The sequence below is a fragment of the Klebsiella sp. EMBS2024 genome (assembly GCF_036233805.1).
GTDB lineage: Bacteria > Pseudomonadota > Gammaproteobacteria > Enterobacterales > Enterobacteriaceae > Klebsiella > Klebsiella pneumoniae.
The window spans coordinates 517,438-531,906 of the sequence record NZ_JAZARW010000001.1 but is presented as its reverse complement, the minus strand read 5'-3'; the positions used below and the strand labels follow the sequence as shown (position 1 = coordinate 531,906).

The 14,469-nt window shown below is 59.5% G+C and carries 16 protein-coding genes and 1 tRNA gene; 12 read left to right on the top strand and 5 right to left on the bottom strand.

Annotation, left to right across the window (positions count from 1 at the left end; translation table 11 throughout):
* Positions 1-77 (bottom strand) — tRNA-Arg (locus VZP09_RS02470).
* Positions 78-416: 339 nt separating this feature from the next.
* Between VZP09_RS02470 and folD the strand changes: the two genes are divergently transcribed.
* Both folD and ybcJ read left to right on the top strand, forming a co-directional pair.
* Positions 417-1,283: a bifunctional methylenetetrahydrofolate dehydrogenase/methenyltetrahydrofolate cyclohydrolase FolD gene (gene folD, locus VZP09_RS02465; protein ID WP_004143017.1), complete on the top strand. Its 867-nt coding sequence runs from the start codon at positions 417-419 to the stop codon at positions 1,281-1,283.
* Between the two features lies 1 nt (position 1,284).
* Entirely contained in the window at positions 1,285-1,497 is a 213-nt protein-coding gene (gene ybcJ, locus VZP09_RS02460; protein WP_117068468.1) for a ribosome-associated protein YbcJ, read from the top strand.
* 45 nt (positions 1,498-1,542) lie between these two features.
* On the opposite strand, the gene cysS is transcribed toward ybcJ, so the two are convergent.
* Complete coding sequence (gene cysS, locus VZP09_RS02455) at positions 1,543-2,928, bottom strand: cysteine--tRNA ligase (RefSeq protein WP_004143010.1); 1,386 nt, start codon at positions 2,926-2,928, stop codon at positions 1,543-1,545.
* Between the two features lie 175 nt (positions 2,929-3,103).
* Between cysS and ppiB the strand changes: the two genes are divergently transcribed.
* The 6 genes from ppiB (at position 3,104) to mnmH (ending at position 7,628) form a co-directional block, all read left to right on the top strand.
* Complete coding sequence (gene ppiB / locus VZP09_RS02450) at positions 3,104-3,598, top strand: peptidylprolyl isomerase B (protein WP_004151319.1); 495 nt, start codon at positions 3,104-3,106, stop codon at positions 3,596-3,598.
* 3 nt (positions 3,599-3,601) lie between these two features.
* Positions 3,602-4,324, top strand: coding sequence for a UDP-2,3-diacylglucosamine diphosphatase (lpxH, locus tag VZP09_RS02445; RefSeq protein ID WP_004151320.1), 723 nt, complete (start codon positions 3,602-3,604; stop codon positions 4,322-4,324).
* Positions 4,325-4,431: 107 nt separating this feature from the next.
* Positions 4,432-4,770, top strand: coding sequence for a hypothetical protein (locus VZP09_RS02440; RefSeq protein WP_023287321.1), 339 nt, complete (start codon positions 4,432-4,434; stop codon positions 4,768-4,770).
* 96 nt (positions 4,771-4,866) lie between these two features.
* The gene (gene purE / locus VZP09_RS02435; RefSeq protein ID WP_004178780.1) at positions 4,867-5,376 is read left to right on the top strand and encodes a 5-(carboxyamino)imidazole ribonucleotide mutase; all 510 of its coding nucleotides are present in this window, start codon (positions 4,867-4,869) and stop codon (positions 5,374-5,376) included.
* Positions 5,373-6,440, top strand: a complete 1,068-nt coding sequence (purK, locus tag VZP09_RS02430) for a 5-(carboxyamino)imidazole ribonucleotide synthase (RefSeq protein ID WP_032414613.1) — start codon at positions 5,373-5,375, stop codon at positions 6,438-6,440. Before purE ends, purK begins: the two co-directional genes overlap by 4 nt.
* 111 nt (positions 6,441-6,551) lie before the next feature.
* The gene (gene mnmH, locus VZP09_RS02425) at positions 6,552-7,628 is read left to right on the top strand and encodes a tRNA 2-selenouridine(34) synthase MnmH (RefSeq protein WP_328794874.1); all 1,077 of its coding nucleotides are present in this window, start codon (positions 6,552-6,554) and stop codon (positions 7,626-7,628) included.
* A gap of 107 nt (positions 7,629-7,735) precedes the next feature.
* On the opposite strand, the gene VZP09_RS02420 is transcribed toward mnmH, so the two are convergent.
* Complete coding sequence (locus tag VZP09_RS02420; protein ID WP_004142997.1) at positions 7,736-8,881, bottom strand: porin; 1,146 nt, start codon at positions 8,879-8,881, stop codon at positions 7,736-7,738.
* 91 nt (positions 8,882-8,972) lie between these two features.
* On the opposite strand from VZP09_RS02420, the gene VZP09_RS02415 reads away from it, so the two are divergent.
* Positions 8,973-9,086, top strand: coding sequence for a hypothetical protein (locus VZP09_RS02415; RefSeq protein ID WP_004219504.1), 114 nt, complete (start codon positions 8,973-8,975; stop codon positions 9,084-9,086).
* Here the strand turns inward: VZP09_RS02415 and ybbP are convergent.
* On the bottom strand, positions 9,063-11,477 hold the full coding sequence (gene ybbP, locus VZP09_RS02410) for a putative ABC transporter permease subunit YbbP (protein ID WP_328794873.1): 2,415 nt from the start codon (positions 11,475-11,477) through the stop codon (positions 9,063-9,065). The genes VZP09_RS02415 and ybbP overlap by 24 nt on opposite strands.
* Positions 11,474-12,160 carry a putative ABC transporter ATP-binding protein YbbA gene (ybbA, locus tag VZP09_RS02405; protein ID WP_004146399.1) on the bottom strand — a complete coding sequence of 229 codons (687 nt, stop codon included), beginning with the start codon at positions 12,158-12,160 and terminating at the stop codon, positions 11,474-11,476. Before ybbA ends, ybbP begins: the two co-directional genes overlap by 4 nt.
* Here ybbA and tesA point away from each other — a divergent pair.
* The 3 genes from tesA to VZP09_RS02390 are packed head-to-tail and all read left to right on the top strand — an operon-like array spanning position 12,131 to position 14,466.
* Positions 12,131-12,754, top strand: a complete 624-nt coding sequence (gene tesA / locus VZP09_RS02400) for a multifunctional acyl-CoA thioesterase I/protease I/lysophospholipase L1 (protein WP_004196998.1) — start codon at positions 12,131-12,133, stop codon at positions 12,752-12,754. The genes ybbA and tesA overlap by 30 nt on opposite strands.
* Positions 12,744-13,553, top strand: coding sequence for an SDR family oxidoreductase (locus tag VZP09_RS02395; RefSeq protein WP_009484702.1), 810 nt, complete (start codon positions 12,744-12,746; stop codon positions 13,551-13,553). The genes tesA and VZP09_RS02395 overlap by 11 nt, the downstream gene beginning before the upstream one ends.
* Before the next feature lie 58 nt (positions 13,554-13,611).
* A complete protein-coding gene (locus tag VZP09_RS02390; protein ID WP_002892263.1) occupies positions 13,612-14,466 on the top strand; it encodes a co-chaperone YbbN in 855 nt (284 codons plus the stop codon).
* Positions 14,467-14,469: the final 3 nt, after the last annotated feature.

Here is a 14,469-nt window from a genome sequence, read left to right as displayed (position 1 = left end):
TGGCNCGCCCTACAGGATTCGAACCTGTGACCTACGGCTTAGAAGGCCGTTGCTCTATCCAGCTGAGCTAAGGGCGCCCTGAGAAGCGAGTGCTTCGCGGAGTGAAACGCCTGGAATTATACGGTCCACGTCGGTTGAGTCAATCCATTTTGCCAGGAAACTGCNNNNCTTATACGACGCTGGCGAAATATCCCCCACCAACTGTACAAGAAGCATACCGCTGGGGCTCATGCGCGCGTAAATCGACTCAGTGGCCAGGCGCAACGCACCAATAACCATGTAATAACCATGGTCATAACAGGCTAAATTAGCCTCAGACAGGATAAAACAGCAAACGAGGACTGACAGCGAGGCCCGCTTCTGACAAAATATCCTCATCCCCCTTTCGTAAAGATACAGATGGAATCCTCTCTCTGATGGCAGCAAAAATTATTGACGGTAAAACGATTGCGCAGCAGGTACGCTCTGAGGTTGCGGAAAAAGTGAAGGCTCGCGTTGCGGCCGGAAAACGCGCCCCTGGGCTGGCCGTCGTGCTGGTCGGCAGCAACCCGGCCTCGCAGATTTATGTCGGCAGCAAGCGCAAAGCATGTGAAGAAGTGGGCTTCGTCTCCCGCTCTTACGATCTCCCGGAAACCACCAGCGAAGCCGAGCTGCTGGAGCTTATCGACACTCTGAATGCCGATAAGACCATCGACGGTATTCTGGTTCAGCTGCCCCTGCCGGCAGGGATCGATAACGTCAAAGTTCTCGAGCGCATCGCGCCGGATAAAGACGTCGACGGCTTCCATCCTTACAACGTTGGCCGCCTGTGCCAGCGCGCGCCGCGCCTGCGTCCGTGCACTCCGCGCGGTATCGTGACCTTGCTGGAACGCTACAATATCGACACCTACGGCCTCAATGCGGTGGTCATTGGCGCCTCCAATATCGTCGGTCGCCCGATGAGCATGGAGCTGCTGCTGGCCGGCTGCACCACCACCGTCACCCACCGCTTTACAAAAAACCTGCGCCATCATGTCGAAAACGCCGACCTGCTGATCGTCGCGGTGGGCAAACCGGGCTTTATTCCTGGCGAGTGGATTAAAGAAGGGGCGATTGTGGTCGATGTCGGCATCAACCGTCTGGAAAGCGGCAAAGTGGTCGGCGACGTGGTGTATGAAGATGCCGCCGAACGCGCGTCCTACATCACCCCGGTTCCCGGCGGCGTTGGCCCGATGACCGTCGCCACCCTGATCCAGAACACGCTGCAGGCGTGCGAAGAGTATCACGACGTTGAGGAGGCCTGAGATGGCGACATTTTCCTTAGGTAAACACCCGCACGTTGAGCTGTGCGATCTGCTGAAGCTGGAAGGCTGGAGCGAAAGCGGCGCCCAGGCGAAGATCGCCATCGCCGACGGGCTGGTAAAAATCGACGGCGCGGTGGAAACCCGCAAACGCTGCAAAATCGTCGCCGGTCAGACGGTGAGTTTTGAAGGCCAGAGCGTGACCGTCACGGCCTGACAACGAAAAGAAAAACGCCCGCTTTTGCGGGCGTTTTTTTATGGCTTACTTCCGGCGCCAGGTGGTGCCCTGCGGGCCATCTTCCAGCACAATGCCCATCTCGTTGAGACGGTCGCGCGCCGCATCCGCCGCCGCCCAGTCTTTCGCTTTGCGTGCGTCCAGACGCTGCTGGATGAGCGATTCGATCTCCGCCACTTCCGCGTCGTCAACCTGCGCGCCGCTCTGCAGGAACGCCTCCGGCTCCTGCTCCAGCAGACCCAGCACCGCAGCAAGCTTACGCAGGTGGGCCGCCATGGCGTTCGCCGCGGCCGCGTCCTCGGTTTTCAGGCGGTTTACTTCACGCGCCATATCGAACAGCACCGAATAGGCTTCCGGGGTGTTGAAGTCGTCGTCCATCGCCTCGATAAAGCGTGCTTCGAAGGCTTCGCCCCCCGCCGCGTCGACGGATTTGTCCGTCCCGCGCAGCGCGGTGTACAGACGCTCCAGCGCCGAACGCGCCTGCTTGAGGTTCTCTTCGCTGTAGTTCAGCTGGCTGCGATAGTGGCCGGACATCAGGAAGTAGCGAATCGTCTCCGCATCGTAATACTTCAGCACGTCGCGGACGGTAAAGAAATTACCCAGCGATTTCGACATCTTCTCGCGGTCAACCATCACCATGCCGGAGTGCATCCAGTAGTTGACGTATTCGCCGTCGTGGGCGCAGGTGGACTGGGCGATTTCGTTTTCATGGTGCGGGAACATCAGATCCGAACCGCCGCCGTGAATATCGAAGTGGTTGCCAAGCTGCTTGCAGTTCATCGCCGAGCACTCGATATGCCAGCCCGGACGGCCCGCGCCCCACGGCGACGGCCAGCTCGGCTCGCCCTCTTTCGACATTTTCCACAGGACGAAGTCCATCGGGTTACGCTTGACGTCAACCACGTCGACGCGCGCCCCCGCCTGCAGTTGATCGAGATCCTGGCGTGACAGCAAACCGTAGTTCGGGTCCGTCGGCACGTCGAACATCACGTCGCCGTTATCTGCCACGTAAGCATGGCCTTTGGCGATCAGCTGCTCGGTGATCTCAATGATCTCCGCAATATGGTGCGTTGCGCGCGGCTCGCTGTCGGGACGCAGAATATTCAGCGCGTCAAAATCTTTGTGCATTTCGGCAATCATGCGATCGACCAGCGCGACAAAGCTTTCGCCGTTTTCATTAGCGCGTTTAATGATTTTGTCGTCGATATCGGTGATATTGCGCACGTACTTCAGCTTATAGCCAAGAAAACGCAGATAGCGCGCCACGACGTCAAAGGAGACGAAGGTACGTCCATGGCCGATATGACAGAGATCGTAAACGGTAATACCACACACGTACATGCCGACTTCCCCGGCATGGATAGGTTTAAATTCCTCTTTCTGGCGCGTCAGTGTATTAAAAATTTTTAACATCGAAGATTCCGTGTAGACGTGTGTGGGTAATGAAGTCTCTATAATACCCATAATTCAGACCGGACGCAGCACACATTGCAAGGTGCATCGACCCCCGCGGTTATGCTATAACACCCCCCTATATCTCACCCGACACCGGGTGCTGGCACCACACTCATCGGAACAGGATGCAAAAATGGTTACTTTCCACACCAATCATGGCGATATCGTAATCAAAACGTTTGACGACAAAGCGCCGGAAACAGTTAAAAACTTCCTGGACTACTGCCGCGAAGGTTTCTACGACAACACCATTTTCCACCGTGTTATCAACGGCTTCATGATTCAGGGCGGCGGTTTTGAACCGGGCATGAAACAAAAAGCGACCAAATCTCCGATTCAGAACGAAGCGAATAACGGTCTGAAAAACACCCGCGGCACGCTGGCGATGGCCCGTACTCAGGCGCCGCACTCTGCCACCGCGCAGTTCTTCATCAACGTGGTTGACAACGACTTCCTGAACTTCTCCGGCGAAAGCCTGCAGGGTTGGGGCTACTGCGTCTTCGCGGAAGTGGTTGAAGGCATGGACGTGGTTGACAAAATCAAAGCGGTTGCCACCGGCCGCAGCGGCATGCACCAGGATGTGCCGAAAGATGATGTGATCATCAAAAGCGTCACCGTCAGCGAGTAATTCGTGGCGACACTTTTCATTGCAGATTTGCACCTGCAAACAGAAGAACCGGCGATCACCGCCGGTTTTCTGCGTTTTTTACAGGGCGAAGCCCGCCAGGCGGACGCTCTGTATATCCTTGGCGATCTGTTTGAGGCATGGATCGGCGATGACGATCCTAACCCGCTGCACCAACAAATTGCCTCGGCAATCAAAGCCGTCGTCGACGCCGGCGTGCCGTGCTACTTCATCCATGGCAACCGCGATTTTCTCGTCGGCCAGCGCTTTGCCCGCCAGAGCGGGATGATCCTGCTCGCCGAAGAAGAGCGACTGGACCTCTATGGCCGTGAAGTCTTGATCATGCATGGCGACACGCTGTGCACCGATGACCAAGGCTATCTGGCGTTTCGCGCCAAAGTCCACACCCCGTGGATCCAGCGTTTGTTCCTGGCCCTGCCGCTGTTTATTCGCCGTCGCATCGCCGCCCGCATGCGCGCCGACAGCAAAGCCGCCAACAGCAGTAAATCAATGGAAATTATGGATGTAAATCCACAGGCGGTAGTTGACGCGATGGAGCGGCATCACGTGCAGTGGCTGATCCACGGCCATACCCATCGCCCGGCGGTCCATGAACTGCAGGCCAACGGCCAACCCGCATGGCGTGTGGTACTTGGCGCCTGGCACAGCGAAGGTTCGATGGTCAAGGTGACGCCGGACGACGTCGAACTAATCCACTTTCCGTTCTAATTCCTGCGCGAGCACAATTCCGAAAGCGCCTTTTGCCCGGGCGAAGGTGCGCGCTTCCCCCCGCCCTGCATGCTAGTCTTCCACAACGTCACTCTCAAGGAACGAGCATGAGCAGGAAAAAGTGGAGTCAGCCGCTGATGTGGGGAATGATCATCGCGATCCTCAATCCGTTAGGGGTAAGTTATATCGCCTTAATCGGCGTCGTTATCGGCAACACGCTGACGTTTGTCTGGTGTGCGATGCTGGCGTGGGCTATCTATTTTTATGCCATTTATTTGCTCTGCACCCGCCCTCACGATAGCCGGCTGGTACAAATCTATTTACTGCTTATGGGCACCCTGATGCTCCCGTGGGGGTTAGTGCTGCTTATCACCTGTATCATGAGGGAGATAAAGGTCAATCAGGCACTCACGCCATCACCTCCAGGCGAGACAAAAGACGGCTAACCATGCGCACGCAACCGTTTTCCTTGCTGGCAGTTCATGCTATTCTCTGTGGCCTCTAAAGCAGTGTGAAACACACCCACAGGAGTTTTAAGACGCATGTCTTCCCGCAATAATTCGGCGCGTATCGCCATCGTGATGGGGTCCAAAAGCGACTGGGCTACCATGCAATTTACCGCAGAAATCCTTGATGCCCTGAACGTTCCGTACCATGTCGAAGTGGTCTCCGCCCACCGCACGCCCGATAAGCTGTTCAGCTTTGCTGAAAGCGCCGAAAGCCACGGTTATCAGGTGATTATTGCAGGAGCAGGCGGCGCGGCGCATCTGCCGGGCATGATTGCGGCGAAAACCCTGGTGCCGGTGCTCGGCGTACCGGTTCAGAGCGCAGCCTTAAGCGGTGTCGACAGCCTCTACTCCATTGTGCAGATGCCGCGCGGCATTCCGGTCGGTACCCTGGCCATCGGCAAAGCTGGCGCTGCGAACGCCGGCCTGCTCGCCGCGCAGATCCTTGCCCAGCATGATACAGAACTGCACCAGCGCCTGAGCGCCTGGCGTCAGGCGCAAACCGATGAAGTGCTGGATAATCCGGATCCGCGGGGTGCGGCATGAAACAGGTATGCGTGCTCGGTAACGGCCAGTTAGGCCGTATGCTGCGCCAGGCCGGCGAGCCGCTGGGCATCGCCGTTTGGCCGGTGGGGCTGGAAGCCGACCCGGAAGCGGTGCCGTTCCAGCAGAGCGTCATCACGGCAGAAATTGAACGCTGGCCGGAAACCGCCCTCACCCGCGAGCTGGCCCGCCACCCGGCGTTCGTCAACCGCGATGTCTTCCCGATTATCGCCGACCGCCTGACGCAAAAGCAGCTGTTTGACAAGCTTGGCCTCGCCACCGCCCCGTGGCAGTTGCTGGCGGATAAAAGCGAGTGGCCGGCGGTGTTTGCCCGCCTTGGCGAACTGGCGATCGTTAAGCGCCGCGTTGGCGGTTACGACGGCCGCGGCCAGTGGCGTCTGCGGGAAAACGAGATCGATCAGCTACCGGCCGATAACTACGGCGAGTGCATCGTCGAGCAGGGGATTAACTTCTCCGGCGAGGTATCGCTGGTGGGCGCCCGCGCTCATGACGGTAGCACCGTCTTCTACCCGCTGTCCCGTAACCTGCATCAGGACGGTATTCTGCGCGCCAGCGTCGCCTTCCCGCAGGCCAACGCTCGCCAGCAGGAACAGGCGGAAAGCATGCTGACGGCGATCATGAACGAGCTGAACTATGTCGGCGTGATGGCGATGGAGTGCTTCGTTACCGCCGAGGGGCTGCTGATTAACGAGCTGGCGCCGCGGGTGCACAACAGCGGCCACTGGACGCAGAACGGGGCGTCTATCAGCCAGTTCGAGCTGCATCTGCGGGCGATTACCGGCCTGCCGCTGCCGCCGCCGGTGGTCAACAGCCCGTCGGTGATGATCAACCTGATCGGCACCGATCTTAACTACGACTGGCTGAAGCTGCCGCTGGTGCACCTGCACTGGTATGACAAAGAGGTGCGCCCGGGCCGTAAAGTCGGCCACCTGAACCTCACCGACAGCGATACCGATCGCCTGAGCGCGACGCTGGAAGCGATCAAGCCGCTGCTGCCGCCGGAGTACACCAGCGGCCTGTTCTGGGCGCAATCGCAGCTCAGCTAAGCCCTTCGTGCCGGGGATTTGATCTATCCCCTTCCCCGGCACACCTTGAGGCGCGTACAATCCCCCCCTTGCTGTAAAGCTCATTTCTGTTTTGACTTCAGAGGATACCCCATGACCAATGGGACGGATTATCGCGCCATTCTCGCCAGCGATACGCCACTGATTGACGTACGCGCCCCGGTGGAGTTTAGCCAAAGCGCGATGCCGGCGGCGATCAACCTGCCGCTGATGAATGATGAAGAACGCGCCGCGGTCGGCACCTGCTACAAGCGTCAGGGGCCGGAAGCGGCGCTGGCGCTCGGCCATAAACTGGTCCAGGGTGACCTGCGCGCCAGCCGTACTCAGACGTGGCTGGAAGCGTGCGCCCGTTACCCACACGGTTACCTGTGCTGCGCCCGCGGCGGCCAGCGCTCGCATATCGTCCAGCAGTGGCTGAAAGAAGCTGGCGTGGATTACCCCCTGATCGTCGGCGGCTATAAAGCGCTACGCCAGGCGGCGATCCAGGCCACCGACGAACTGGTGCAGCGGCCGATCGTGCTGATTGGCGGCTGTACCGGCAACGGCAAAACTCAACTGGTCTGCTCGCGCCCGGACGGTATCGACCTGGAAGGGCTTGCTCATCACCGCGGTTCTTCATTCGGTCGAACCCTGCAGGATCAGCATCCACAGGCCACCTTTGAAAACCACCTGGCGGTCAGCCTGCTTAAAAAAGCCGAACAGCAGACCCGCTGGGTGCTGGAAGATGAAGGCCATATGATCGGCGCCAATCATCTACCGGAGAGCCTGCGCCTCCGCATGGCGCAGTCGCCGCTGGCGGTGGTGGAAGATCCGTTTGACGTTCGCCTCGAACGGCTGCGCGAAGAGTATTTCGATCGCATGTATCGCGACTTTATCGCCGCGTATGGCGAAGAGAAAGGCTGGCAGGCATACGGCGAGTATCTGCATCACGGCCTGTTTGCCATCCGCCGTCGCCTGGGGCTGCAGCGTTTTGCTCAGCTCACTGAACGGCTCGATGAGGCGCTGGTGCAGCAGCAGCGCACCGCCAGCACCGAGGCGCACTTTGCCTGGCTGGTACCGCTGCTGGAAGAATACTACGACCCGATGTANCGCTATCAGTTGGGGAAAAAAGCCGGGAAAATTCTCTTTCGCGGCAGCTGGCAGGAGGTCGCAGCCTGGCTGGCGAAGTAATCGCATGCTCTATTGTCCCGGCTTGCGGCGTAAACGCCTTAGCCGGGCTACCGGTCGGCGCGATTTGTAGCCACGGTAAGCGCGCGCGACCGGGGAGTTGTGACCGCTTAGAAGTCGTAGCGTAGACGGACCAGGTTCATATCGCCAAGGTTGTCGGTGCTGGAGGTAAACACGTGTTCGTAGTCAACGCGGAAACCGTAATCCAGCTGGAAGCTAATCCCCAGACCGTTATCGATACGCTGATAGTTGCGGCCGTTCACATATTCCAGACGGTCGCCCATAAAGTACGGCTGAATAGATTTAACAGCGTATTGATTGATCGGGAATTTATAGCCCGCAAAATATTCAATCCCCCAGGCGTCACCGGCAAAGTAATTATGCACATCGGTTTTCTTGGTGGTGAGGAAGTTCTGATACCAGCCGCCGCCGAAGGAGAAGGTCCAGTTATCCGGGGTCCAGCTCAGCGCGGTACCGACGATATTCTGGTCATAGGTTTTGCTGTCGGCGCTTGACGGGTCGCGCATTTCCGCGCGGGTGTAGTTCCACGCGGTACCCCAGGTCAGATCCTTCATGATGTGGTAGTCCGCGCCAACAGAACCACCGCCTTTACGCTTGTAGCGCAGGCCGTTACCTGGCAGGTATTCGCTGTCTTCGAACAGATAAGAGCCGTAAAGATCGACATCACCTACAGTTTTCTTATATTTCAGCATATTACGTGAACGATAGGAGCCATCGTAATCGCCATTAATACCGTTCCCCGGGGCCTGACCGATCATATCGTAGTCCCAGATATCGGTTTTCACCCCCACCACATCATAGTAAATGCTGTTCTGCTGCCCGTAGGTTAACGTACCCCAGGTATCGCTTTTCAGGCCGGTATACAGCATGCGGCGGGTGGTATTGTTCGCGCCTTCCGCGTAGTGGTTATCCCAGTCAAACAGCGCCGGAATGTTCACGCCCAACTCATAGTAGCTGATCCAGCTAATATCATCGAACAGGTAGTAATCCGCCGCGAAGCGGAAGCGGGTGCCGCCGTCAAAACCGTTACGCTTATAGGAGCCTTTGTCGCCATCGCCGGTCATCATGTTGAACTGCGGCCGGATACTGCCGCCGACGGTAAAGTTAAGCCGGCTTAACGGATCGCCCGCCTGCGGATCTTGTTTCAGCAGCGTAATCTCCGCGTGGGAAGGCAATGACGTTAACGCTAATGCTGCGCCGATCGAGATCGCCAGCGCTTTTATTGTGTGTGCCATAGTTTTTCCTTGATTAATAAGCCACCTTATATTTTCCAGTTGAATATTAACCGCGAATCAGCATAGCGTGTTGTTGGGTTTTTAATGTTTTGTGCTCTTAAAAATCAATGATTTATCAATTTGTGCGTTTAAAATAAAAGCGCCGCCAAAAACGGCGGCGCATCATCAAAATGCAATATTCTTACTGGCTAAACTGGCGGAATAGCGCTTTTCCTTTTAACAGACGCAGCCCCAGCCCGCCGCCGCACAGGGATAACAACACCGCTCCCGTCAGCGGCAGCAACACCCACAGGCGCCAGTCCAGCGCCCAGGGAAAATCAAAGACTTTCGTCTGCAGCATCGCCAGCGCCACTTCCGCGCCTATCGCCGCCACCAGGCCGGAAACCAGCCCCAGCAGGGCAAACTCCGCCCACAGCGTAGCGCGCAGCAGCGATTTTCCTGCCCCCAGCGTGCGCCAGACCACCAGCTCCTGATGGCGTTGACGCATACCGACCTGCACCTGCGCCAGCAACAGCAGCACGCCGCAGGCTGTCACCAGGCCCACCATCACCTCCAGCGCCCGGCTGACCTTGGAGAGCACCTGGCCGACCTGACGCAGGATGGCGCCGATATCCAGCAGACTGACGGTGGGAAACTCGCGGTTCAGCTGGGTCAACATCGCGGGACCGTTATCCCAGCGGAAGCTGGTGAGCCAGCTCTGCGGCTGCCCGTCCAGCGCCCCGGCGGGGAAAATAAAGAAGAAGTTTGGCCGCAGGCTCTCCCAGTCTACTGTGCGCACGCTGCTGACCTTCGCGCTGAACTTCTGGGTATCGCCGGTAAAGGTCACCGTATCGCCGATCTTTATCCCCAGCCGCTGCGCCAGCCCCTCCTCAATCGATACCTCGCCCGGCTTCGGCGGCCAGCTGCCGGCCACCAGCGGATTATGATCCGGACGCTGTTCGCTCCAGGTGAGATTAAGCTCGCGATTCAGCGCTTCGTCTTTGTTTCCGTCCGTGGACTGACCGTTGATCTGCGTCAGACGGGCCCGGACGATCGGATAGAATTCCGCCGCCCGCGTCTGGTGTTCGGCGAGGAAGGTCTTCACCGGCACTATCTGCTCAGGGGCGATATTGATCAGAAAGTAGTTCGGGCTCTGCGGGGGCAACTGCTGCTGCCAGCGGTCAAGCAGATCGCCGCGCAGCACCAACAGGAGCGCCAGCAGCATAAACGACAGGGAAAACGCCGCCAGCTGGCTGAGGGTCGACCACGGCTGGCGCAGCAGGCGGTTCACCGCCAGGCGCAGCGGCAAGGCTTTGAGCGTCAGGCGTTTGAGCAGCCACAGCAATCCCCAGCCCACCAGGCCGCACAGCAGCGCCAGCACCACCGCCCCGGCCAGCACCGACCACAGCAGCGGGCTGCCGCCCAGCAGCCAGGCCAACAGGCCCACCACCACGACGCTAACCGCCGGGATCCAGATTTTCAACGGCCAGACGTTAGCCACCACATCCTGACGCAGCACTCGCAGCGGCAGGGTCGCCAGCAGCAGTCGATAGGGTCGCAGGCCCACCAGCAGGGAAATGACGCCTGTCGCCCCGATAGCCCACAGCCACGGCCAACCGCTGGCAGCGGGTAACGCGGCGGGCAGCACCGGTTTGAGCACCAGCAGCAGCAGACGCTCCAGCGCCAGGCCCGCCCCCCCGCCGGTTATCACCGACAGCGTCAACAGCAGCAGCCATTGGCCGACGATAAGCTTGCGCAGCTGCGACCTTCCGGCGCCCAGCGTCTTGAGTATGGCGACCAGATCATAGCGGCTGCGGCAGTAGTGGCTCATCGCTACCGCCACTGCGGCGACGGCCAGCAGCAGCGTCAACAGCGCGGATAACAACAGGAATTGCTGCGAGCGTTCGAGGGATTTGCCCAGCGCGCTGTCGTCCTGGTCAAGGCCAATCCAGCGATGCTCCGGGCCGAGCTTCGGCAGCAGCCACTGCTCATAATTGGCGAGCTGTTCAGCGTCGCCGGCGAACTTATAGCGCCATGCGACGCGACTGCCGGGCTGCACGGCCCCGGTTTTTGCCACGTCGGCCATATTCATCATCAGTCGCGGCGCCATCTGGAAGGGGTTAAACCCTGCATCCGGCTCCTGAATCACCTCCCCGGCAATGCGCAGCGTGGCATCGCCAACGTCAATCGTATCGCCGGTTTTCAGGTTCAGGAGCGCCATCAGCCTTGGCGCCAGCAGCACGCTCCCCGCCTGCGGCTTCAGCCCCGGCGGTTGCGTTTCGAGGGTGCCATACAGCGGATAGCGGTCGTCCACCGCCTTAACGTCCGCCAGCTGCGGCGTATCCCCGGCGAACGTCATGGTGGCAAAGCTCAGCTGCTCGCCGACGGTCAGCCCTGACTTCCGCGCCTGTGCGATCCACTCGGCGGGTACCTCGCGCGAACTACGCAGCGTACGGTCGCCGGCCATAAATTCACGGCTTTGCTGGCTAAGGCCTTTCTCCATCCGATCGCTTATCGACCCCAGGGCCAGCACGCAGGCCACGGCGAGGCTTAACGCCAGCCAGACGATCAGCAGCGACGGCGAGCGCCATTCGCGCCAGAACCAGCGGGCGATCATGCTTCCTCCCGCAGCTGGCCATCCACCAGGCGCAGACGGCGATCGCAGCGCGCCGCCAGCAGCGGATCGTGAGTGACGAGGATCAGGGTGGTGCCGTGTTCGCGATTAAGCGAGAACAGCAGATCGGCAATTTTGTCCCCGGTCTGGCGATCGAGGTTGCCGGTGGGCTCATCGGCGAACAGAATGGCCGGGCGCCCGTTAAAGGCCCGGGCCAGCGCCACCCGCTGCTGTTCGCCGCCGGAGAGCTGCGCCGGCAGGTGGTGCAGGCGTTTGCCAAGTCCCAGCTGCTCAAGCAGCGCGCGGGCATCGCCCCGGCTCTGGCTATCGCTGGCGCCGCGCAGCAACGCCGGCAGCTCGACGTTCTCCAGGGCGTTGAGCGTCGGGATCAGCATAAACGACTGAAAAACAAAACCAACGTGCTGCGCCCGCAGCGCCGCCCGCGCCTCTTCATCCATCCGGTGCAGCGGTTTGCCCAGCATCGATACTTCCCCGCTGCTGCCATCGTCGAGGCCGGCGAGGATCGCCAGCAGGGTCGATTTACCGGAACCCGACTCGCCGATCAGGGCGATGGTCTGCCGCGGTTTGACAACCAGCTCAACTCCGGTAAGGATGGAGAGCTGATGCTCCCCCTGACCGACGGACTTCTTAAGATGATGAACTTCAAGTATGTTTTCCGCTGGCATGTGCCTTTCCTGTTGTTGTTCCTGTTTACCTGCCGCGCGATGGCGGCGGACACGCTGCTGATCCTCGGCGACAGCCTGAGCGCTGGCTATCGGATGGCGGCCAACGCCGCCTGGCCTGCGCTGCTCAATGAGCAGTGGCAGGCGAAAACGCCGGTGGTGAACGCCAGCATCAGCGGCGATACCTCGCAGCAGGGGTTGGCTCGCCTGCCAGCGCTGCTTAAGCAGCACCAGCCGCGCTGGGTGCTGGTTGAGCTCGGCGGCAATGACGGACTGCGCGGTTTTCCGCCGCAGCAGACCGAGCAGACGCTGCGCACCATTATTAAAGATATCAAAGCGGCCAACGCCGAGCCGCTGCTGATGCAAATTCACCTGCCGGCGAACTATGGCCGCCGCTATAATGAAGCCTTCGGCGCGATTTACCCGGCCCTGGCCAAAGAGTTCGCTATTCCTCTCCTGCCCTTTTTTATGGAGGAGGTCTATCTCAAGCCGCAATGGATGCAGGACGACGGCATTCACCCAAATCGCGACGCGCAGCCGTTTATCGCCGACTGGATGGCGAAGCGGCTGGCTCCCTTAGTTAATCATGACTCCTGAACGCCAGGGGTCGCTGACAGGTAAAGTTATGCAAAAAACGGTTTTAGTGACAGGCTGTTCCAGCGGAATTGGTCTGGAAAGCGCGTTGGATTTAACCCGCCAGGGCTTTCGCGTGCTGGCGGCCTGCCGCAAAGCAGAGGATGTCGCGCGGATGCAGGAGCTGGGGCTAACCGGTATTTTGCTCGATCTGGATGACCCGCAGAGCGTGGAGCGCGCGGCAGCGGAGGTGATTGCGCTGACCGATAATCGTCTCTACGGCCTGTTCAATAACGCCGGGTATGGCGTCTATGGCCCGCTGAACACCATCAGCCGCCAGCAGATGGAACAGCAATTTTCCGCTAACTTTTTCGGCGCGCATCAGCTCACCATGCTGCTGCTGCCGGCGATGACGCCGCACGGCGAAGGGCGCATCGTGATGACCTCCTCGGTGATGGGGCTTATCGCCAGTCCCGGCCGCGGAGCCTATGCCGCCAGTAAATATGCCCTCGAGGCATGGTCCGACGCGCTGCGCATGGAGCTGCGCCACAGCGGTATTCAGGTCAGCCTGATTGAACCGGGCCCGATCCGCACCCGCTTTACCGATAACGTCAACCAGACGCAAAGCGATAAGCCCGTAGAAAATCCGGGCATCGCCGCCCGCTTTACCCTCGGGCCGGAGGCGGTGGTGGAAAAAGTGCGCCATGCTTTTACCAGCGATAAACCAAAGCTGCGCTATCCGGTCACCCTGGTCACCCACGCGGTGGCGCTGCTTAAGCGCCTGCTGCCTGCCCGCGCGATGGACAAAATTATCCACGGCTGAGTTGAAGCGCGGAATGCCGCCCCCATGTAAAACAGAAATCGACTAACGAGAAATGCCCATGTCCGAACAGAATATTGTCAACATTAGCGAAGCGAACCTGCAGCAGACGCTACAGCAGTCCATGAACGTTCCGGTGCTGTTTTATTTCTGGTCTGCCCGCAGTCAGCACTGCGAACAGCTGACCCCGGTGCTCGAGCGCCTGGCAGCCCAATACAACGGCCAGTTCACGCTGGCGAAGGTCGATTGCGACGCCGAGCAGATGCTCGCTTCACAGTTTGGTCTGCGCGCCATCCCTACGGTTTATCTGTTCCAGAACGGCCAGCCGGTGGATGGTTTTGAAGGCCCGCAGCCGGAAGAAGCGATCCGCGCCCTGCTGGATAAAGTCCTGCCCCGTGAAGAGGAGCTGAAAGCTCAGCAGGCGCTGGCCCTGATGCAGGAAGAAAAATACGCCGATGCCCTGCCGCTGCTGAAGGAAGCCTGGCAGCTGTCGAATCAGGAAAGCCAGATTGGCCTGCTGCTGGCGGAAACGCTGATTGCTCTGCACCGTTCCGATGAAGCGGAAAGCGTGCTGAAAACCATTCCTCTGCAGGATCAGGATACCCACTATCAGGGTCTGGTGGCGCAGATTGAGTTGCTCAAACAGGCCGCCGACACCCCGGAAATCCAGCAGCTGCAGCAGCAGGTGGAACAGAATCCGGAGGATGCGCAGTTGGCCTCCCAGCTGGCGCTGCAGCTGCATCAGGTCGGGCGTAATGAAGAAGCGCTGGCCCTGCTGTTCAGCCATCTGCAGAAAGATTTAGGCGCCGGCGATGGCCAGGCGCGCAAGATGCTGCAGGAGATCCTCGCCGCCCTCGGTACCGGCGATGCGCTGGCCGCCAAATATCGTCGTCAGCTCTATTCGCTGCTGTACTAATCC